Genomic DNA, 22,364 nt, shown 5'->3' with positions numbered 1-22,364 from the left:
TATGGTATTACTGATTCTGAGTGTTGCAGTTGTTCCAATGACTGAAATCCGCGCAGAAGCGGCTGGTTATACTTATAGTGAAACGGAAACCTTTGGGAGTGTTACATTGAAAGTGGAATGGAATGAGCCGGTACTTGGACAGGCAACGACATTTCATGTGTCTGCAACTGGCGGAAGTGGAAATTATCTGTTTCGTATGGATGCACCAAGCTATTCCAATCCGGGGGAATGGGCATTTGAATCGGTTGCAGATCCGAGCAGAGGTGAATGGATCGAATATACAACGGAGTGTGCATCTCATGATTATGAATTTACGATGATGGCAACCGGAACTTATAATTTTAGATTTTATGTTATGGATAGACAAAGCGGTGTGTATTATTTGCGTGTCAGTAGAAACCTTGCAGTTCAGGATGATGCATATCCAAGTGTTTCCAGTATTGTTGCTTCCGCAGTTGCCCGGTGCAATCAGGAAACAAATGGCTCTGATTATGCAAAGGCTTTGTGGTTACATGACTGGCTGTTGGAGCAGTTAGATTATGATGATTCTCTGAAATGGTCTTCTTCTGAGAGTGCCCTGACAAGGGGAACAGGTACCTGTCAGGCATATGAAAGTGCATATGCTATGTTGTTAACGGCCGCGGGTATTGAAAATGCAGAGACCAGAGATACTTATGATGGACATACATGGAATGCGATGAAGCTGGATGGTGAATGGTATCAGGTAGATTGTACATGGGATGATTCCAATGTCAATTTTTATAATTTTGATAACCGGCATTTGTATTTTGGGCTTACGGATGAGCTGATGGCAATGGCGCATAAAGGTCATGCAAAGATTTATACGGAGGATGGATATGGAACGCCGTCAACCAGTCTGAAAGACAATTATTTTGTAAGAAATGGCGATGCGGCGAATTGGGCAGAGAGTTATCGGGAAAGAATCCAGCAGAATCTGGATGCGCAGTCAACGGAGTTTGTAATTGCAGCGGATAATGCTTCGTATCCTCCGAGTGTATCGGGGATTCAGAATGGAATTATCGCATATGCGATCAATCAGATCGATTGGTCAGATGAAAATATGGAGATTCAGCTGACTGCGGTTGGAGATGCAACACAGTTTACATTTACTGTGCAATATACAGGCAAATCGCCGGAACCGGAGCCTGAGCCAACGCCAGAACCAACACCGGAGCCTAAGCCAACGCCGAATCCGGAACCGGAGCATACACAACATGTATGGGATAGCGGAGTTGTTACGGTAGAATCGACATGTACAGCAACGGGAACCAGATGCTATACATGTACAGTGTGTAAAGAGACAAGGACGGAAGCAATAGCAGCAAAGGGGCATAACTGGGATAGCGGAGTGATCACGCAACAGCCGACATATGAGATAGAAGGAATTAGAAAGTATACATGTCAGAGATGTTCCGCGACAAGAGAAGAAAAACTTGCAAAATGTCGACCGATCATAAAGGGAAAATGTCAGATGCCGTATAGTGGCGAGCAGGGAACCGGTTATCTGATCGGTGTTGAAAGCTATGATAATCCGGGACAGAAATATCAGTATGAGATGCTGATTCTTGACTGTACACTGTTAGCACAGGGGAAACCTGCCTGGACATATACGACAGGTAAATTTACCGTTCCGCAGGGCAATGCCGGGTGGTGTATCTGGACACCGCAGTATGGATATTACTGGACATTGTTCCGTGTATATGATGAAAATGGCGTTCTGATTGATGAGCAATGTTATGGATTTGAAAATATCTGCTAGTGCATAAAGTTTGTAAGACATGAATGACAACCAGAGTACTTGACAAAACAGAAGCATGTATTTACAGTTAGTGTACAAAGAAAAACAGGAGGCACAATTACATGAAAAAAGATGATTGTATTTTTTGTAAGATCGCAAATGGTGAGATTCCGTCTGCAACCGTATATGAGACACCGGAATGTCGTGTGATTCTGGATCTGGCACCAGCCAATCAGGGACATGCACTGATTCTGACAAAGGAGCATTATGATAACATTTATCAGCTTGATGAAGAGACAGCCGGTAAAGTGTTCTCGCTTGCAACACATGTAGCAAAGGCAGTGCAGGAAGAGACAGGCTGTGAGGGCTTGAATATCGTACAGAACAATGGTGAGGTTGCCGGACAGACGGTGCATCATTTCCATATGCATGTGATTCCGCGTCATGCAGGGGATGACGTGCAGGTAACATGGAAGCAGGGTGAGACAGAATCCGAATCCTTAAAGGCGTTGGCAGATGCAATCGGGAAGCATATCTAGAAACAAACAGGCAAAGCCGGGGAGGTTGTCGAAGCGACAGACGGTGTTTATCGTATTGTCGGCATTGTTCGCGGTTATGATCTTTTGCTTTTCTTCCAGAAATGGCGTGGAATCAACGGAGGACAGTTACACTGTCGGCATGGAGTTTGGCCGGATCGTGCATTCAGACTTCAAAAGCTGGTCGGAAGATTCGCAGCTCGCGTTTGCGGAGAAGGTGGATCACCCAATCCGTAAGCTGGCACATGCGACAGAATATGCAGTTTTTGCAATGCTTTTATGTGGTGCATGGTTTGATGACCACCGGAAACGAAAGCTGTCTGTGTTTTTTGCATGGGGAACCGCTACCGTGTATGCGATGACGGACGAGTTCCATCAGTTGTTTGTACCCGGACGGAGCGGACAGATAAAGGATGTGCTGCTTGACAGCTGTGGTGCAGCCGTAGGGGTGCTGCTTTGGATGCTTGTGACGATGCTGCTCCGTGTTATCCGCAAAAAGCATGGCGCACAGAAATGAAAATCGTCGGATTATGCGCAGATACAACGAAAATAACAAATAAAACCATTGACAATCAGAAATAGATGATATATGTTAGACATGTCTCTCTTATTCAGAGTGGTGGAGTCATAAGGGACGAAGAAGCCACGGCAACCCCGGAGACGGAAGGTGCCGACCTGAGCGATACTTAGATTAAGTTGTCGAGCAATAAGAAGATTTGATAACGCCTTTCAAATCCGGTTGCTTGCAACCGGATTTCTTTTTATGAATTACCGCGGATAAAGAGACAACCACAATATACACAACACAATAATACACAAGGTAAAGCAAACCCGTGATGAAAATGTCTGTGTGCATATAGATAAAGTGAGATGTCTATATATAATAATTTCTAAACAGACCATTAAAAACACATCGGTACTTAATGAGTGCGCAGCACGAATTTAGTATCCGCTATGTGCAAAATGAGCATTGCGCTGACTGTGCGTGCACATGTCAGCATAATGCGAACACCTACATGGAGCCGTAGGCGACATGTTTTTATGAGTGCGAACGTGTCTGTGTGAAATTATTATAATAGACATCGTATATAGCCATAGCCTGCATATTTCATCATAAGGAGAGCGAAATTAAAAGGAGGAACAAATGGAGAAGTTATTATTTACTTCAGAATCAGTAACCGAAGGACATCCTGACAAAATCTGTGACCAGATTAGTGATGCCGTATTAGATGCACTTTTGGCGCAGGATCCAATGAGCCGTGTCGCTTGTGAGACAGCCGTAACAACCGGATTGGTACTTGTTATGGGCGAGATCACAACAAAGGCACAGATTGATATTCAGACAATCGTCCGTGAGACAATCCGTGAGATCGGATATGACCGTGCAAAGTACGGATTTGACTGCGATACCTGTGGTGTGATCGTTGCACTTGACAAGCAGTCAACCGATATCGCAATGGGTGTTGACAGGGCACTCGAAGCAAAGGAAAACCATATGTCAGATGAGGAAATCGAGGCAATCGGTGCCGGCGATCAGGGTATGATGTTCGGTTATGCAACGAATGAGACACCGGAGCTTATGCCATATCCAATCTCTCTGGCACATAAGCTTGCAAGAAAGCTGACAGAGGTTCGTAAGAACGGTACACTTTCTTATTTAAGACCGGATGGCAAGACACAGGTATCCGTAGAGTATGATGAGAACGGAAAGCCTTGCAGATTAGAGGCAGTTGTACTTTCTACCCAGCATGACGAGAATGTATCGCAGGAGCAGATCCACGAGGATATTAAGAAATATGTGTTTGATCCGGTCCTTCCACAGGATATGATTGACGATGAGACAAAGTTCTTCATCAACCCAACCGGTCGTTTTGTTATCGGTGGACCAAACGGTGACTCCGGCGTAACCGGACGTAAGATCATTGTAGACACTTATGGTGGATACGCACGTCACGGCGGCGGAGCATTCTCCGGAAAGGATTGCACAAAGGTTGACCGTTCCGCAGCATATGCCGCTCGTTATGTAGCGAAGAATATTGTGGCAGCCGGACTGGCAGAAAAGTGTGAGATCCAGCTGTCTTATGCAATCGGTGTTGCAAGACCGACCTCAATCATGGTAGATACATTTGGCACAGGAAAACTTGCAGATGACAAGCTCGTAGAGATCGTCCGCGAGAACTTCGATCTGCGTCCGGCTGGCATCATCAAGATGCTTGATCTGCGCAGACCGATCTACAAGCAGACAGCAGCTTACGGACATTTCGGAAGAACCGATATCGACCTTCCATGGGAGAAGACCGATAAGGTGGATGATCTGAAGAAATATTTGTAGGATATCTGCAGGAACGAATATAGTAAATTCCGGGACACGGACATGCATATCGTACTATGTCCGTGTGCCTTGCATTTGTGATAAGAAAAGAGGATAAATATCATGAAGAATATGTTGAATTTCAAGAATTTCTCGGCGGAAGAGCTGCAGAAGATTCTTGACCTTGCGCTGGATATGAAGAAGAATCCGGAGAAGTACAGCCACGCACTCGAGGGCAAGAAGCTTTACACATTGTTTGAGAAGACGAGCACCCGTACATTTCTTTCTTTTACGACGGGTATGACAGAGCTTGGCGGAACCTACTACAACCAGCTTTGGAGAGACAGCAATTTTGTCCTTGGCGAGCCGGTTTCCGAGATCAAGTACGTATGCCGGAATGTCGATATTATTATGGCACGTCTCGTCAAAAACGAGACCGTTGAGCTGTTCGGAGACAACGTAACAGTCCCATTTATCAACGGATGTGATAATTCTTATCATCCATGCCAGATTCTGGCTGATGCATTGACGATTATCGAGAAATTCGGCAGCCTGAATGTCAAGTTCTTATATATCGGTGCAAAGAACAACGTATTCAATTCGCTGGTTGAATTCTTCTCCAAGATGAAGCAGGGAACATTGTATGGACTTACTCCGCTTGTAAATGATACAGCCTGCGGACCGGAATTCTACGAGGAAGCAAAGAAGACAGGTTATTATGTAGAGCTTGATCCGGATATGCCGATGGATGAAGTGAAGAAGTATGTGAAGGATATGGATATCTGCTATACTGATACGTGGCTTGACATGGAGTTCTTCAATGATCCTGCATATCAGGATAAGAAGAAAGAACTTATGGACAAGATGATGCCATATCAGCTGAACGACGAGTTCTTAGAGGGTAGTCATGCACTTGTTTTCCACGACATGCCAATGCATGTAGGGTTCGAGATTTCAAAGGAAGTCGAGATGAAGAATCTCAATCATATTCTTGATCAGGCGGAAAACAGAAGACATGCAGAAAAAGCTGTCATGTATACATTGATAAAAGGAATCTAAGTGGTATAATATATGGATGTGTGGCTTTCAGTACTGGCGTTTGTGCTTTTCCTCGGCTTTGGCACGGGCGTGCTTGTCTGCGTCTCTGCTGTGAAAAAACAGTCAGGAATTATCATAAAGAGCCGGCTGCATCACAAATTAAATATCTCTGAGGTCGTCTATGCGAACTTCGGGCTTGTGGGACTTGTTGTGTTAGTGTATTTCAGAATCTACATATTTGTGCCTGCGGTATTGATGTTTGTGTTGTTTATCGTGCTGTCCACCCGGATACAGAGTGGCATCACAGAAGATGGTGTGCTGGTCGGAACCACATTTATTGAATGGGAATTCATGCGGTCTTTCCTCCTGGAAAACCAGGGGGAAGACAGCAATGTAATCGTACTGAAGATTCGTGCGAATCGAAAAACGTATATCCTTGTTTGCAATCGGGAAGACCGGTTTGCAATTGATGAAATATTTCAGAGGCACAATGTCCGGAAGCTTAAGAATCTGCAGGATGGTCACACATCCTGAAACAGCACAGGATTGCGGATGCCCGGATGCAGCAGGGAAAATGCACAGGGTACAATCCCGGAGAAACAGCATAATACCGCGGATGTACCGATTGCTTTTTCACAATCGGCATCTGCGTAATAATTATGGAGGAAACAAGAAATGAAACATGTAATTGATTCAACAGACCTGACCGTGGAAGAGATTGATGGTATTTTGAAGCTTGCGCAGGATATCATCGATGACAAAGAAGCATATAGCGAAGCGTGTAAGGGGAAAAAACTTGCAACGTTATTTTTTGAACCAAGTACAAGAACAAGACTAAGCTTTGAATCAGCAATGATGGAGCTTGGTGGAAATGTACTTGGTTTTTCTTCGGCTGCTTCTTCGTCTGCGACGAAGGGTGAGAGCGTGGGTGACACAACGAGAGTCGTCAGCTGTTATGCAGATATCATTGCAATGCGTCATCCGAAGGAAGGTGCACCGATGCGGGCATCTATGGTGAGCAGCGTGCCGATCATCAATGCGGGGGATGGTGGACATAACCATCCGACACAGACCTTGACAGATCTGCTGACAATTCTGCGGGAGAAAGGAAGATTGGATAATTTCACGATCGGTCTGTGTGGCGATCTGAAGTTTGGACGTACCGTACATTCCTTAATCAAGGCATTGTCTCGTTATGAGAACATCAAATTCATCCTGATTGCACCGAAAGAACTCCGCGTGCCGGATTATATTATCTCCGAAGTGCTTGAGGAAAAGAATATTCCTTATGAGGAAGTAGAGTCGATGGAAGACGTGATGGGCGAACTCGATGTGCTCTATATGACAAGAGTGCAGAAGGAACGTTTCTTCAATGAGGCGGATTATGTCAGATTGAAGGATACATATATTCTCGATGGAAAGAAAATGAAGCTTGCGAAGCCCGATCTTGCCATCCTGCATCCGCTACCACGTGTTAATGAGATCTCGGTAGAGATTGATGATGATCCTCGTGCCTGCTATTTCCGTCAGGTTATGAACGGAAAATTCGTGCGTATGGCATTGATGCTGACACTGCTCAAGGCAAATGGTGAAAAATTGAACTTGTCTGCGGACAAGCTTGCGAAGATTCCGGAGTAACCCGTTGGGGAAATCCACGCGGTGTGTTTTTAAGAACAAAAAAGCGTGAAAAAACCCACACAGGAATATAACAAGGTAAATGACGACAAATGCAAATCAATCAAAGCGTAGATGCGTTGTTTATAATTACAGATTCATAAGCAGACCATTGGAACACGTCGGTACTTAATGAACGACGAAGTCGTGAATTTAGTACCGCTACGTGTGGAAGTGAGCGAGAGCGAGTCTGCGATGAACTGTAATTATGAACAACGTGCTAGACGGTAAATCCGATTTGCATGAAGGAGGTAATCATATGAAGATAGATAGTATTCAAAATGGTATCGTGCTGGATCATATTACGGCAGGCAAGGCACTCCAGGTCTACCATGACCTTGAACTCGACAAGCTCGACTGCTCTGTTGCCATTCTGCAGAACGTAAAAAGCAGCAAAATGGGTAAGAAAGACATCCTGAAGATCGACAAGGAATATGATGTGAACTTAGACGTCCTCGGATACATCGCCCCGGACATCACAGTCAGCATCATCAAAGACGGGCAGACGGTTGAGAAAAAGAAGCTCGCATTGCCGAAAAAACTGATTAATGTGAAAAAATGTAAAAATCCTCGCTGTATCACATCGACAGAACCGGGAATTGTGCATATATTTAAATTAGCCGATGAAAAAAATCGTATTTATCGGTGCGTTTATTGTGAGGCAGATAAGTAAAAAGCTTTACAAAAAAATGGAATGTGTTATAATTATTAAGATTATGGGCTAGTAGCGTAAAAAATAACTGGCAGCACAGAGGTGTGAAATGGAAAAATATGTTATAAAAGGCGGCAATGTTCTGGAAGGAGAAGTATCCATTGCAGGTGCGAAGAATGCGGCACTTGGAATCCTTGCAGCAGCAGTCATGACAGACGAAGAATGTATTATTGAGAATGTACCATATGTAGAAGATACAAAGACATTACTTCGTGCAATCGAGACAATTGGCGCTAAGGTAAAATACATTGATAACCATACAGTTTCTATCTGCGGAGGAACGATCAAAACCGGAGAAGATGTCTGTGTGGATGATGAATATATTCGAAAGATACGAGCATCCTACTATCTGCTTGGCGCTCTGCTTGGTAAATACAATTATGCACAGGTTGCATTGCCGGGTGGCTGTGATATTGGACTGCGTCCGATCGACCAGCATATCAAGGGCTTTGAAGCACTTGGAGCGAAAGTAGAGATTGTAAATGGTGGAAAGGTCGTTGCGAAAGCAGACCAGTTGATTGGAAACCATATTTATCTCGATGTGGTAACAGTTGGCGCAACCATCAACATCATGATGGCAGCCGTGCTTGCAGAGGGCAAGACGACGATTGAGAATGCTGCGAAGGAGCCACATATCGTAGATGTGGCGAACTTCCTGAACAGCATGGGAGCAAATATCAAGGGTGCCGGAACGGATGTCATCCGTATCCGTGGTGTTCAGAAGCTGAGAGGGACGGAATATTCCATTATTCCTGACCAGATTGAAGCGGGAACATTTATGACGATGGCAGCAGCAACAAAGGGAAATGTTCTCATCAAAAATGTAATTCCAAAGCACTTAGAAGCAATTTCTTCCAAGCTGAATGAGATTGGTGCGCGCGTAATCGAATATGATGACGCAGTCCGCGTTATGGCGGACGGCAGATTCAAAGCAACACAGATTAAAACACTTCCATATCCTGGATTCCCGACAGACATGCAGCCGCAGATGGCGGTAACGCTTGCACTATCTCAGGGAACGAGCGTGATTACGGAGAGTATTTTCGAGAACCGGTTCAAATATGTGGGTGAGCTTTCCCGTATGGGAGCACGCATCAAGGTAGAAGGTAATTCTGCAGTCATTACCGGCGTGGATGGCTATACAGGTGCCAATCTGGTAGCGCCGGATCTTCGTGCAGGTGCCGCACTTGTCATCGCAGCACTGGCAGCGGAAGGGTTCAGCACCATCGACGATATCAAGTATATTTTGCGTGGTTACGAGGATTTCGATGGGAAAATTCGTGGACTTGGCGGTCAGATCGAGGTAGTCGATGACGAGCGCGATGTCCAGAAATTTAAATTAAGAGTGGGTTAAAAACAAAAATAAGGGAGGGGTTTCATATGCCTAAAAAACCGTACTACATTACAACCGCAATCGCATACACATCTGGTAAGCCTCATATAGGCAATACGTATGAGGTTGTACTTGCAGACAGCATTGCCAGATACAAGAGATACGTCGGATACGACGTACGTTTCCAGACAGGAACTGACGAACATGGTCAGAAGATCGAGATTAAAGCATTTGAGAATCTCTCCACACCGAAGGAATTCGTGGATGAGACATCGGCTGAGATCAAGCGTATCTGGGATCTGATGAACACTTCTTACGACAAATTCATCCGTACAACGGATGATTATCATGAGAAGCAGGTACAGAAGATTTTCAAGAAATTATACGATCAGGGAGATATCTACAAGGGCGAGTACGAAGGTATGTACTGTACACCTTGTGAATCCTTCTTCACGAAAGCACAGCTTGTGGACGGCAAATGCCCGGACTGTGGCCGTGAGGTACAGCCGGCAAAGGAAGAAGCATATTTCTTCAAGCTCAGCAAATACGCTGACCGCCTGATCGAGCATATCAATACACATCCGGACTTTATCCAGCCGGAGTCCCGCAAGAACGAGATGATGAACAACTTCCTCCTTCCGGGACTGCAGGATCTGTGCGTATCAAGAACATCCTTCAAGTGGGGTATTCCTGTAGATTTTGATCCGGGACATATCGTATATGTATGGATTGACGCATTGACCAACTATATTACAGGGCTTGGCTATGATGTGGATGGCAATTCGGACGAGTTGTACCATCGTTATTGGCCTGCAGATCTGCATCTGATCGGTAAGGATATCATCCGTTTCCATACAATTTATTGGCCATGTATCCTCATGGCGCTTGGAGAGCCGCTTCCGAAGCAGGTATTCGGACATCCTTGGCTGATCCAGAGTGATGGAAAGATGAGTAAGTCCCGTGGAAATGTAATCTACGCAGATGACATGGTAGACTTGTTCGGCGTAGATGCCGTTCGTTACTTCCTGCTGCATGAGATGCCATTTGAGAATGATGGTGTTATTTCATGGGAGCTTGTGATTGAACGAATCAATTCAGAACTTGCAAATACACTTGGAAACCTCGTAAACCGTACGATTTCCATGTCCAATAAATATTTCGGCGGTGTTGTCACTAACGCAGGTGCGCATGAGCCGGTCGATGACGATTTGAAGGCAGTTGTAACCGACACCAGACTCCGTGTAAATGCATGCATGGACAAGCTTCGCGTGGCAGATGCGATTACAGAGATTTTCGCTTTATTTAAGCGTTGCAATAAGTATATTGATGAGACAATGCCTTGGGCACTTGCCAGGGATCCGGAGAATGCAGACCGTCTGAATACCGTTCTTTACAATCTGGTAGAGAGCATCGTGATCGGCGCAAGCTTACTGGAGCCATATATGCCTGAGACTTCCGAGAAGATCTTAAAGCAACTCAATGCAGACAAGCGCCGCGTGACAGAGCTTTCAAACTTTGGACTGTACCCATCCGGAAATAAGGTAACAGATCAGCCGGAGATTCTCTTCGCAAGAATCGATGCACCAAAGATGCTCGAGGAGATCGAGAAGCGTTTCCCATCCAAGGTGGTTGAAGAAGAGCCAAAGCCGGAGAAGAAGGCAAAGAAGGAAGAGAAAGTTGAGATTCCGACGCTCGATGCCGTTGTGAAAGAAGAGATCACAATTGATGAATTCAGCCGTATGCAGCTGCAGATGGGTGAGATCATCTCCTGTGAGGAAGTTGCAAAGTCTAAGAAGCTGCTTTGCTCTCAGGTAAAGGTACAGGGCAGAACCTTACAGATTGTATCCGGAATCAAGCATTACTATACACCGGAGCAGATGGTTGGTAAGAAGGTTGTTGTTATTACGAATCTGAAACCGACAAAACTGGCAGGTGTGTTATCCGAAGGTATGCTCCTTTGCGCCGAGGATTTCGAAGGAAATCTGGCACTGCTTACCGCAGAGAAGGATATGCCGGCTGGAGCGATGATCAGCTAGGAATATAATTAAAGATCTACAGATGTGTGGATAGAAGATAAAAAACGACCGGTTGGGTTTCGAACCAACCGGTCGTTTGGTATATATAGGGTTTTATTGTTCTGTATCTGTAGATGTTCCGGTTTCTGTTACAATCGCGGAACTGATCATAGCAGCATCGATCTTCATAAAATCACGGTCGCTGATATAATATTTATTTCCATCTTCGATAATCTCAACTGTTACGACCTGTGAGTCCGCATAAGTCATATTTTCACAGCCGGTATTTAAGATATCAATCAGTCCCTGTGCGAATACAGTTTCATAATCAGCCAGAGAATAATCGTTGTAGGTTCCGGCCTTGACTTCATTGTTAAAGGTTTCAACATAAGCGGTAACCTCTGCGGATGTCTGTGCAAACAGGTTGATTGGATAAATAGTTATATCTACCAGATAGACACTGCCATCTTTTCTTGCCTTATCTACTTTGTAATTAACTTTGCTGTAGATATTCTTTGCAAGGGATTCAAACTGCTCCCGCATCTCCGGCGCATCGTCAATATTCACACTGTAATAAGTGAGGATATTATCCGTAAGCAGATCAATGTTAGCCTGATAAAGTGCATCTGCATCCTCCTGATTGGCACCGGACGCCTCGATATAATCCTTGGTTGCACCAAGATAGTTAATTGCAATCAAACTCTTGATGTACGTCTGATACCGCTTCTCCACATTTGCCGTACAAGCCGTTAAAGAAAAAATTAAAAGCATACAAATCGGAAAAAGAGAAAATCGTTTGTATTTTTTTGCATGATGTTTCATGACAAAGTTCATTTAAAAATCACCTCGTATTAATTTTTGCATGATTACGCACATCCTTAGTGTATCATAAAGTGAAAGTAAATATCAATACACACATACTATTATTAATCCTTTTAATGTATAGTTTGAATTGACGATAATGGATTTACGAAGGGACATTTGCGACCGCCGGTACTTAATGAGTGTGAAACACGAATTTAGTACCGCTGCGCGGAGCAACTAAGCGGGAGCGGTACCGGAGTGAACCATTATCGTCAATTCAAACGTCCGTTAAAAACAATTTGTATATAGATTATTAATCAGAAATCCCTTGTAAAAAAATGATGCATAAACGAAGTTCTTATGGTATAATTAAGAAACATATTGGATAATAGTCATTCGAAAGGAGAATTGTAGAATGGATGTAACTTTGAAGACCACATCGTTTGGTGGATATGACAAGAAGGCAGTAGAAAATTATATAGACGAATTGACAGCAGAACACGAGAAAGAGGTTGCAGATTTAAAGGCAAACGTATTAAAGCTGTCTGAGACAGTCAAGAATCTTCATACGATGCGTGAGGTGAACCTGAACGAATCTTCCAGCACAATCGAGAACTTGAAGAAGGTGAATGATGAGCTGCAGGTGGAGGTAACACAGCTTCGTGACAAGATGGCAGCGTATGAGACAAGAGAGGAAGAATCAGCCAGCCGTTATGAGTCCATTTCCAGAACTTTGCTGGAGGCACGTGAGAGTGCGGATACTCTGACAAAGCAGACACAGAAGGAATGCGATGAACTTCGTGCAACAACAGAGGCAGAGTGTGACAGACAGACACAGGAGACAAGTGACGCCTGCCGTCAGATGTCAGAAGAGACAACAGCAGAATGTCAGCGTATGCATGCAGAGACAGTTGCAGCCTGTGAGAGACTGGATGCAGAGACAAAGAGCAAATGCCAGGAACGCAAGGAATCCACATATGCAGAGTGTGAACGTGTGAAGCGCGAGACAAGAGAAGAAACTGATAAACTTCGTGCGGAGACAGAGAGTGCATGCCAGTCACTGAATGATCATACAGAGGAAACCTGTGCCAATATGCGTGCAGAGGCAACTGCAGAGTGTGAGGAGATGCGTAATCAGGCAAGAAATGAAGCGTATAATATCCGTATGTCTGTAAAGCGGGAATGTGAGAGTGTAAGTGAATATATGGCACAGATGAAAGCGGCACTTGATAATGTAGTTGTTTCAGTCGATAACACGATCAAGGTTGCAGATCAGGCATTCCCAGAGATCAATAACAACTAGTCGGATTTTGAAAAGCAGTATAAACGGGGCTGTCGCACAATGTGTGACAGCCTTATTAGATACCAATGCTTTATGATACGATAAGGGGGGCAGGGTTATATGGTAATTGAAAACAAATACCTCAGAAAAGCAATTGAAAAAACCGGATATATTGTCCTTGTTAAGCGATATATCGTGGGTATGCCGGGCTCCAGTCTGGTTTATATTTCACCGAATGCATCCGAGATCGGCATGAATGTTGAGATGCTGAACAAGGGATTGAAGTTGTCAGAGGACTATATATATCCTTCTGACCGGGATATGGTCATGAAGACGATTCATAATGCGATTGATAACCGCGTACAGGACTATGTGCATGAGTATCGCATGGTTGGAGATGATGGGGTTCTTCGACAGGCGAGGGTCAATATCTGCATTGGAGTTGTATCGGAAGAGGAAAATACATATGAAGTAGAATTTTATATCCGTGATATCTCTGCAGAGAAGGAAGAAGAAAAAAAGGCGGAGATCAAACAGGCAATCGAGAAGCCGAGCAGTAGAATGCAGATATCTCCTACAGGCTCGATGAATATCAGTAAGCTGGACAATCCGGGGATGATTCCACAGATTCAGAAGATGGAGATGGTTATGAGTGGATTTTCTCAGCTTGCACATCTGTATTCTGTTTTTGTGGATGAGAACGGGAAGGTTGAGTCCACGCCGGTTGGCCCGGCGACGGATCTGGGTGACTTTTACGATTTGTTTGAAACACCGAAATATAAAGAATTTTTCAAGACGATGAAAAAGACAGTGCTGGAAGAACTGAAGCCACACATCTTTGACCGTGAAGAAGGCGGCTATGGTAAGCTGACAATGGCTCCGATCTGTGTGGGTGATAATCTGCAAGGGTTTTGGGTGCTCGGATCATATACGCCGGAAGAGACAAAACAGCTGGAGCAGCTTTGCGATCTTCATTGGTCAACGGCAGAACTTGTTTCGGACTTTTTACTGCAAAGCTATAACTCGATTGTAGAGTCAGCGAAGTCCCGTGGTGCCGGTAAGAAGCTGCGTGAAGAGCTTGCACGACAAAGCATCGTCAACAATGCACTGTCAAAGATTAACAGTAAATTGAGTGAAGATGTAGAACAGGTCATCGCAGAGACTTTGCGGGAAGTTGCGCTGCATATGGATCTGGATCGCATGTTCTTATACACATTTGATAAAGAAAATCCGAAAGCGTATATGTTGCGGAGTTATTTTGATGTATCCGGAGAGACACCGGGGGACGAGGTGCTGACTTTGCTTCCGGAACGTCTGTATCTTGTGATGGATGCAATCAAGCGGGACAATGGCTGCTGTATGCTCGATTGTACGAATATGACACAGCGGGATGTGATCAATCTGATGCGGTATAATTTCCGTGCAGAGATTGCATATCCAATCTATCTGGAAGGAAGGCTGTATGGTATCCTTATTTTTGCGGAGTCCAAATCCGAGCGGATCTGGACAAAAGAGGAGCTTCGTTTCTCGCAGAATATTTCCCTGCTGATTCAGAATATGCTGGAGAATGCGGATGGTGATGATAATGTGCGAAATGTGAATAAACATCTCATAGAAACATACAATAGTTTCCATGAGGGCATTTTTATCCGTGATCTGTATACGGGATATGTATTTTTCTCAAACAAAGCATTGAACGATATGCTTGGATATGATTTGACTGGTGGCGACAGCCGCAAGATCCTGAAAAATCTGCGTGATAAATTCGAGCATATGGATGGTGTCCGCAAGGATATTGCCGGACGTAAGGTTACAAACTGGTGCAGCTATGTGCCGGCGCTGGATGAGATTATGGATATTACGGAAGTGCCAATCGAATGGTTACAGGGTGGAGCTGCGACCATGATTATTATGAAAAAAGCTAAGGATAATTAAGAAATTTCCGATATATAGATAGGAGGAACAAGACGTGGCAAGTTTAGATATTGGAATCGATCTGGGAACTGCCAGTATATTAGTCTATGTCAAAGGAAAGGGCGTTGTGTTGAAAGAGCCGTCCGTAGTTGCCTATGACAGAGATACCGAACAGATCAAAGCCATTGGAGAAGAGGCAAGATTGATGCTCGGAAGAACACCCGGGAATATTATTGCGGTCCGTCCGCTCAGACAAGGTGTAATCTCCGATTATAGAACAACAGAAAAGATGTTGAAATATTTCATTCAGAAGGCAGTTGGCAAGAGCTTCTTCGGAAGAAGACCACGTATCAGTGTCTGTGTACCATCCGGTGTTACGGATGTAGAGAAGCGTGCCGTGGAGGATGCAACCTATCAGGCGGGAGCCAGAGATGTGTATATCATTGAGGAGCCGGTTGCAGCAGCAATCGGGGCGGGTATTGACATCTCCAGACCTTGTGGAAATATGATCGTGGATATCGGAGGAGGCACTTCTGATATTGCGGTTATTTCTCTGGATGGAGTGGTTGTTTCGACTTCAATCAAAGTGGCTGGCGATGATTTCGATGATGCGATTGTCCGATTCATGCGGAAGCGTCATAACCTGTTGATAGGTGAGCGTTCGGCAGAGGAAATCAAGATCAATATTGGAACTTGTTATAAACGACCAGAGAATATATCCATGGATATCCGTGGACGGAATCTGGTAACGGGACTTCCTAAGACGGTAACGGTATCTTCGGATGAGACCGAGGAGGCGCTGCGCGAGGTAACATCCCAGATTGTGGATGCAGTACATTCTGTATTGGAACGGACACCGCCGGAGCTGGCAGCGGATATCGCAGACCGTGGAATCGTGTTGACGGGTGGCGGTGCATTGCTGCATGGACTCGAAGATCTGATCGAGGAGAATACCGGTATCACGACGATGACAGCTGAGGAGCCACTGACGGCAGTGGCAATTGGCACAGGAAAGTATATTGAGTTTTTGAGTGAACGAAAGTAGAAAGCAGGGAAACGATGGTAAGAGGGTTGTACACGGCCTGGACCGGACTTCGCAATGAAGAAAAGAGAATGGATGTTGTTACGAACAACATGGCGAATGCAGATACGACCGGCTTCAAAAAGGTAGATGTCACATCACAGTCATTTGACCGCCAGTTGGCAGTCAAGATTGATGATCCGACGATCGGACCGAACCTGAAGCAGGGAATTGGTGGCGTAAATCTCGGCGTGAAGATTGGCGAGACATATTATGATATGTCGCAGGGAAATTTCAGACAGACAGAAGACCAGTACAATTTTGCATTATCCGGCAGCGGATTTTTTACCATCAGCACAACAGACAAGAGTGGAACAACGACGACGCGCTACACGCGGGATGGCGATTTCACTGTAACCAGGGACGGTTATCTTGTGACAAAGGATGGCGATTATGTGCTGGCGGAAGGCGGTAATCGTATACAGATTCCGGATGCAAATCTGGTCAAGATCAGCGTAAATCAGATGGGAGAGATTTATTCCGGCAACAATTATGTTGCAAAGCTGCAGTTAGTTGACTTTCAGAGCTACGATGCATTATCCAGCTATGGTGAGAATATGTATGAGGCGGTGAATGGCGCCGTACAGACACAGGCGGACGTGACAGTCAATCAGGGATATCTCGAAATGTCAAATGTCAATATGGTTACAGAGATGGTTGATATGATTGCAGTTACAAGGGCGTATGAGACGAATCAGAAGATGGTTCAGACAATCGATCAGACCTTGGACAAGGCAGTCAATGAAATCGGACGGTTATAGTGGAAGATGATAGGAGGTAGCAGCGTATGATGCGATCACTTTGGACAGCAGCATCCGGTATGCGGGCGCAGCAGGTCAATGTAGATACAATTGCAAACAACGTAGCAAATATCAATACGATTGGTTATAAAACACAGCAGGCGAGCTTTAAGTCGCTATTGTATCAGAATCTGCAGTCGACATCGACAAACAATGCAGGGGAAAACAAACCGGTAGCGGCAGAAGTAGGCCTTGGCAGCCGTGTGGCGGCAATCACAGGTACTTTTACCCAGGGGAATCTGACACATGTGGAGAATCCGTTTAGTGTAGCGCTGGAAGGGGATGGCTTCTTCCAGATTCGCACGGAGAGTGGGGAATTGCAGTATACAAGAGACGGCTCGTTTGAAATTTCACCGGTTGCAAATGGAAACATGCTTTGTACATCTGACGGAAATCCAGTTTTAGATGTATATGGAAATGAAATTATACTGCCATCGAACCGTGTGGCAACAGACATGGTAGTGAATGAGGATGGAACCCTGGCCTTTCCGGATGCAACGGGAAATCCTGCCGTGCTCACGGATGCAAACGGACGACCGGTCAAGTTTGGTATTTATCAGTTTAATAATCCGGCAGGTCTTTCCAAAGAAGGCAGCAACAATTATTCGGTAACAGCAGCAAGTGGTGCGGCAGTTGCGGAGAATGGAAATGCAGCAGTGAAGCAGACAAAGATACATCAGTATTATACCGAGGCATCAAATGTCGATGTTGCAAACGAGATGGTTAACCTGATTGTGGCACAGCGTGCTTATGAGATGAATTCCAAAGCAATTCAGGCGTCCGATGAAATGATGCAACAGGCCAATAACTTACGATAATAAATCCGTCATGCACACGCACATCGTGCATGCTTGCAGGCAAAGATGCGCGTGTATATGACGGCTAAACACGAATGAGCATGTAGGACGAAAGTCCGGAATGCGAATACGTGTGGCGCGATTACGGGAGTGCGAAGCACGGAGGAATCGCGGATTTATTATCGAAAAAGATATCAAAAGGAAAGGTGATACAGCGCCATGGAAAACATCACAAACCTTACAAGCAAAGATTATTCCTCATATGTGACACAGGCACAGACGAGTAACCTGACGAATCAGATCAAGAAATCATCTTCCTCGGACGCAACCGATGAGGAGATGCTTGCAGCATGCAAGGAGTTCGAAGCATATCTGGTCGAGCAGGTGTATAAGCAGGTGCAATCCACAATCAAGTCCGATAGCGATGAGGATAGCAACCCATATGCAGATTATGCATATGACCTTCAGGCGCAGCAGTATGCAAAGCTGGTCAGTGATCAGGGTAAGCTTGGTCTGGCACAGCAGCTATATGAATCTATGAAGAAACAAAATGTAGCAGTTACTCCAGAAGAATTACATGAGATGGAGCAGGCAAAACAGGCAGCAGCTACACAGGTGGAACAAACACAAAATACAATAGGATTATGACATGATCAGAGAAGGCTACATAGAAAAAATCGTATATAAGAGCGACGAAACGGGTTATTGTGTGATGTCCGTGGAAGGCGAAGAAGGAGAAGAGATCTTCGTTGGCACCCTGCCGGGGGCCGGTGAAGGTCTCTATGTAATTGCAGAAGGTGAATATGTGAATCATCCGCAGTATGATATCCAGTTTAAATTCTCCTCCTGTGAGATCCAGATGCCAAAGGATATACTTGGAATCGAGCGGTATTTAGGCTCAGGTATTATCAAGGGAATTGGTGCGGTGTTGGCGAAGAAGATTGTCAAGAAGTTCAAGGATGACACGCTGCGTATCATCGAGCAGGAACCGGAACGGCTGGCGGAAATCAGCGGTATATCCAGTCGCAAAGCACAGGCAATTGCAACCTCGTATCTGGAGAAAAAGGAATTCCAGGAGGTGGCTATTTTTCTGGCGCAGTATGGAATCTCTGTCAATCTGGCAATTCGGATCTTCAATACATATGGGAATAAAGTCTATGATATTTTACGTGGCAACCCATATAAACTGGCAGAGGATATCTCCGGTATTGGTTTCCGGATCGCGGATGATATCGCGAAACGCATGGGAATTGCGCAGGATTCGGAATTCCGTCTGCGGTCAGCAGTGCTATATGTATTGAACATGGCAGGTGGTGAAGGGCATATGTATCTGCCGAAGCAGCTTCTACTTCGGCGGTGTGTGGAACTGACACGGGATTCCGCGTCGGATGTTGAAGGAGTCTATGGTCAGTCGGCGCTTGGGTATGCAGAATACGCAGATGCAACAAGCGCAGAATCAGCGTACGAACAGACGGTTTCTCTGTTTGAACAACAGTTGATGGAACTTCTGATTGCAGGTAAGATCATGATTAAACAGATCGATGAGGAGGATGTTGTTTATCTGGCATCCAATTATTATGTAGAGTTAAATTCTGCAAGGCTGCTCACAGATTTACAGCTTCGCTATGATATGGAACAGGAGGAGCTGGAACGTGAGATTCAGAAGATCGAGAAAGAAGAAAAACTGACATTGGATGAGCTGCAACGGGCTGCGGTGAAATCAGCAATTGAAGCCGGTGTAGCAGTTATCACAGGTGGTCCCGGAACCGGAAAGACAACGATCATCAATGTCATTATCAAATATTTCTCCAAGAAAGGTATGGAGATCAAGCTTTGTGCACCGACCGGGCGTGCAGCGAAGCGTATGACGGAATCGACCGGATGGCCGGCACAGACGATTCACCGGCTGCTGGAGATCAGCGGTGCGATGGATGAGGATAGCAAAAATCAGGACGATCATGGAATGCATTTTGCGCGGAACGCAGACAATCCACTTGAATGTGATGCGATCATCGTAGATGAGATGTCGATGGTTGATGCATATATCTTTTATTCACTCGTACAGGCAGTGTCGTATGGAACAAGACTGATTTTTGTCGGGGATGTGAATCAGCTTCCGTCCGTAGGTGCCGGAAATGTATTGAAGGATATTATTAACTCCGGATGCTTCCCGGTAACGACGCTGAACAAGATCTTCCGGCAGGAAGATGGCAGTGATATCGTGTTTAACGCGCATAAGATCCAGCGCGGCGAGCATCTGATCCTGACAAATAAGAGCAAGGACTTTTTCTTTATCCCACAGCGGACAGCACCGCAGATTATCGAGGAAGTACAGACACTTACGATGAAGAACCTGCCGAATTATTATGGATTTTCGCCACAGGAAATCCAGATCCTGTGTCCGATGCGGAAGTACGAGGTCGGCGTGGAGAATATGAACCAGAAGCTGCAAAACCGTTTGAATCCGAAAGCGAAAGATAAACCGGAGCATGTGCGTGGTGACGTGACCTTCCGGAAAGGCGACAAGGTCATGCAGATCAAGAACAATTACCAGCAGGAATGGAAGATCTACGGCGTTTCTAAGACCGGAACCGGAAAAGGCTATGTGTTGGATGAAGGCGTTGGCGTATTTAATGGCGATATGGGTGTGATCACAGACATCAGTGATTATGATGAGGAACTGACAATCCTGTTTGATGACGGGCGTGAAAGTGTGTATAGCTACAAGGAACTGGATCAGATTGAGCACGCGTTTGCTGTGACAATCCACAAATCGCAGGGTAGTGAGTATCCGGCGGTCATCATTCCACTGCTTGGTGGAAACAGGAAGCTTATGAACCGGAATCTGATTTATACAGCGATTACACGTGCAAGACAGCTGGTTATCATCGTTGGTGATGTGAATCTGGTAAACCAGATGATTGATAATTCAGAAGAACAGAAACGTTACACATCACTGGCACTTCGGCTAGAGGAGTTAAATGAAAGTATGGAATAAGTTTGTGAATTGGATATATCCGCCGACCTGCCCGCTGTGCGGAGATGTAACAGGCAGGGAAATCGGGCAGGTGTGTGATGAATGCAGACCGATGATCGAATATCCGGCGCAGCCGGTTTGTATGCGGTGCGGATGTGAGATTGCAGATGCGGAAGCAGAGCTGTGTGAAGACTGTACAAGGCATGCACGTACATATATTCAAGGCTTTCCTGCAATGAAATATCAGTATCCGCTTGATGAGAGCCTGGCACGGTTTAAGTACCACAATCAGCGTGATTATGCTGTGTTTTATGCAGGACAGATCATAAAGCGCCATGGGCAGACATTGCAAAGTCTGGGAATTGATGTATTGATCCCGGTTCCAATCCATAAGCGGAAACTGGAAAAACGTGGTTACAATCAGGCAGAACTTCTCGCCACCGCGCTTGGTAAGAAGCTGGATATACCGGTAGAACGGGAACTGCTTGCCCGCGTAGTGAATACGGAACCACAGAAAAGTCTGGACCCGGAACACCGGGAGCAAAATCTAAAAAAGGCTTTTCAATGCATAGAAAAAAGTGTAAGCTATAAGAAAGCTCTGCTGGTCGATGATATTTACACGACGGGGGCAACGATTGAGGCGTGCACAAAGGGGCTTCACGCAGCAGGTATCCCGGATGTATACTATACGAGTGTGGCAATCGGAACCGGAAGATGAGAAAGACATGGAGACTGTGTCAGCATAGATAAAAATAAGAAAGCATAACAGACTAGGGAGGGAAAAACATGGAACTGATGAATTGCAGAAACTGCAAGAAGCTGTTTAATTATATTACGGGTGAGAAGCTATGCCCAGCGTGTAAGGAAAAGATGGAAGAAAAGTTTCAGGAAGTAAAGAAATATATCGAGGAGAATCCGCGCGAGAATATCAATCAAGTGGCAGAAGCGTGTGAAGTATCAATCAAACAGATCAAGCACTGGGTGCGGGAAGAGCGTTTGTCGTTTACGGAAGATTCTCTGGTTGGTCTGGAATGTGAACGTTGCGGCAAGATGATTCACAGTGGCAGATTCTGTAAGGAGTGTGCAGGTGGGCTTGCCGATGCCATGAAAAACGCTTACAGACAGGAGCATCAGCAGACACTACGAAAAACAGCTTCGGGAAAGATGCGTTTTCTTGACTGATTTTGCAGATGGAAATTGATTAAAATAAATATGCATGACGAAGAAAGGACATATGCACAATGATTGTGTATGTGTCTTTTTTGAATAAAAAGGGTTATGATACAGAGAAAACTTCCGATAATCTTATTGAAGAATCGTGATAGCAGGCA

Annotated in this window: 20 protein-coding genes and 1 riboswitch; of the genes, 19 read left to right on the top strand and 1 reads right to left on the bottom strand. The window is 45.1% G+C overall.

The window, feature by feature from the left end; genetic code table 11:
• The first annotated feature begins 1 nt into the window (after window position 1).
• From ACZQK9_RS03665 to metG, 10 genes are all read left to right on the top strand, one after another.
• Window positions 2-1,780: a transglutaminase domain-containing protein gene (locus ACZQK9_RS03665; protein ID WP_483269647.1), complete on the top strand. Its 1,779-nt coding sequence runs from the start codon at window positions 2-4 to the stop codon at window positions 1,778-1,780.
• Between the two features lie 101 nt (window positions 1,781-1,881).
• On the top strand, window positions 1,882-2,298 hold the full coding sequence (locus ACZQK9_RS03660) for an HIT family protein (RefSeq protein WP_178016830.1): 417 nt from the start codon (window positions 1,882-1,884) through the stop codon (window positions 2,296-2,298).
• A gap of 25 nt (window positions 2,299-2,323) precedes the next feature.
• Window positions 2,324-2,812, top strand: coding sequence for a VanZ family protein (locus ACZQK9_RS03655; protein WP_483269646.1), 489 nt, complete (start codon window positions 2,324-2,326; stop codon window positions 2,810-2,812).
• Between the two features lie 87 nt (window positions 2,813-2,899).
• A riboswitch (SAM riboswitch) is annotated at window positions 2,900-3,008 on the top strand.
• A gap of 431 nt (window positions 3,009-3,439) precedes the next feature.
• The gene (metK, locus tag ACZQK9_RS03650; protein ID WP_483269645.1) at window positions 3,440-4,627 is read left to right on the top strand and encodes a methionine adenosyltransferase; all 1,188 of its coding nucleotides are present in this window, start codon (window positions 3,440-3,442) and stop codon (window positions 4,625-4,627) included.
• A gap of 102 nt (window positions 4,628-4,729) precedes the next feature.
• A complete protein-coding gene (locus ACZQK9_RS03645) occupies window positions 4,730-5,665 on the top strand; it encodes a Rossmann-fold NAD(P)-binding domain-containing protein (protein WP_483269644.1) in 936 nt (311 codons plus the stop codon).
• Window positions 5,666-5,677: 12 nt separating this feature from the next.
• A complete protein-coding gene (locus ACZQK9_RS03640) occupies window positions 5,678-6,178 on the top strand; it encodes a DUF5673 domain-containing protein (protein WP_483269643.1) in 501 nt (166 codons plus the stop codon).
• 141 nt (window positions 6,179-6,319) lie between these two features.
• Window positions 6,320-7,282, top strand: coding sequence for an aspartate carbamoyltransferase (pyrB, locus tag ACZQK9_RS03635; protein ID WP_483269642.1), 963 nt, complete (start codon window positions 6,320-6,322; stop codon window positions 7,280-7,282).
• 295 nt (window positions 7,283-7,577) lie between these two features.
• A complete protein-coding gene (locus ACZQK9_RS03630; protein ID WP_483269641.1) occupies window positions 7,578-7,991 on the top strand; it encodes an aspartate carbamoyltransferase regulatory subunit in 414 nt (137 codons plus the stop codon).
• 88 nt (window positions 7,992-8,079) lie between these two features.
• Window positions 8,080-9,384: a UDP-N-acetylglucosamine 1-carboxyvinyltransferase gene (gene murA, locus ACZQK9_RS03625; RefSeq protein WP_483269640.1), complete on the top strand. Its 1,305-nt coding sequence runs from the start codon at window positions 8,080-8,082 to the stop codon at window positions 9,382-9,384.
• A gap of 26 nt (window positions 9,385-9,410) precedes the next feature.
• Window positions 9,411-11,399, top strand: coding sequence for a methionine--tRNA ligase (gene metG, locus ACZQK9_RS03620; RefSeq protein ID WP_483269639.1), 1,989 nt, complete (start codon window positions 9,411-9,413; stop codon window positions 11,397-11,399).
• 93 nt (window positions 11,400-11,492) lie between these two features.
• On the opposite strand, the gene ACZQK9_RS03615 is transcribed toward metG, so the two are convergent.
• Window positions 11,493-12,212 carry a hypothetical protein gene (locus tag ACZQK9_RS03615; RefSeq protein WP_216507758.1) on the bottom strand — a complete coding sequence of 240 codons (720 nt, stop codon included), beginning with the start codon at window positions 12,210-12,212 and terminating at the stop codon, window positions 11,493-11,495.
• A gap of 385 nt (window positions 12,213-12,597) precedes the next feature.
• Here ACZQK9_RS03615 and ACZQK9_RS03610 point away from each other — a divergent pair, with 385 nt between their 5' ends.
• From ACZQK9_RS03610 to ACZQK9_RS03570, 9 genes are all read left to right on the top strand, one after another.
• The gene (locus tag ACZQK9_RS03610) at window positions 12,598-13,485 is read left to right on the top strand and encodes a hypothetical protein (RefSeq protein WP_216507759.1); all 888 of its coding nucleotides are present in this window, start codon (window positions 12,598-12,600) and stop codon (window positions 13,483-13,485) included.
• A 99-nt stretch (window positions 13,486-13,584) separates the two neighbouring features.
• Window positions 13,585-15,399: a GAF domain-containing protein gene (locus ACZQK9_RS03605; protein WP_483269638.1), complete on the top strand. Its 1,815-nt coding sequence runs from the start codon at window positions 13,585-13,587 to the stop codon at window positions 15,397-15,399.
• A gap of 34 nt (window positions 15,400-15,433) precedes the next feature.
• Complete coding sequence (locus ACZQK9_RS03600) at window positions 15,434-16,423, top strand: rod shape-determining protein (protein ID WP_178018321.1); 990 nt, start codon at window positions 15,434-15,436, stop codon at window positions 16,421-16,423.
• 14 nt (window positions 16,424-16,437) lie between these two features.
• Window positions 16,438-17,220, top strand: a complete 783-nt coding sequence (gene flgF / locus ACZQK9_RS03595; RefSeq protein WP_178018320.1) for a flagellar basal-body rod protein FlgF — start codon at window positions 16,438-16,440, stop codon at window positions 17,218-17,220.
• A gap of 26 nt (window positions 17,221-17,246) precedes the next feature.
• A complete protein-coding gene (locus tag ACZQK9_RS03590; RefSeq protein WP_483269637.1) occupies window positions 17,247-18,077 on the top strand; it encodes a flagellar hook-basal body protein in 831 nt (276 codons plus the stop codon).
• A 198-nt stretch (window positions 18,078-18,275) separates the two neighbouring features.
• The gene (locus ACZQK9_RS03585; protein ID WP_483269636.1) at window positions 18,276-18,704 is read left to right on the top strand and encodes a hypothetical protein; all 429 of its coding nucleotides are present in this window, start codon (window positions 18,276-18,278) and stop codon (window positions 18,702-18,704) included.
• Window position 18,705: 1 nt separating this feature from the next.
• On the top strand, window positions 18,706-21,054 hold the full coding sequence (recD2, locus tag ACZQK9_RS03580; protein WP_483269635.1) for an SF1B family DNA helicase RecD2: 2,349 nt from the start codon (window positions 18,706-18,708) through the stop codon (window positions 21,052-21,054).
• Window positions 21,038-21,751, top strand: coding sequence for a ComF family protein (locus ACZQK9_RS03575; protein WP_483269634.1), 714 nt, complete (start codon window positions 21,038-21,040; stop codon window positions 21,749-21,751). The genes recD2 and ACZQK9_RS03575 overlap by 17 nt, the downstream gene beginning before the upstream one ends.
• Before the next feature lie 68 nt (window positions 21,752-21,819).
• Window positions 21,820-22,215 (top strand): flagellar protein, encoded by a 396-nt coding sequence (locus ACZQK9_RS03570; RefSeq protein WP_483269633.1) that lies wholly within the window; start codon window positions 21,820-21,822, stop codon window positions 22,213-22,215.
• Window positions 22,216-22,364: the final 149 nt, after the last annotated feature.

The sequence above is a fragment of the Wujia sp. genome, from assembly GCF_056872695.1.
This window is presented reverse-complemented; position numbering and strand designations above follow the sequence as displayed.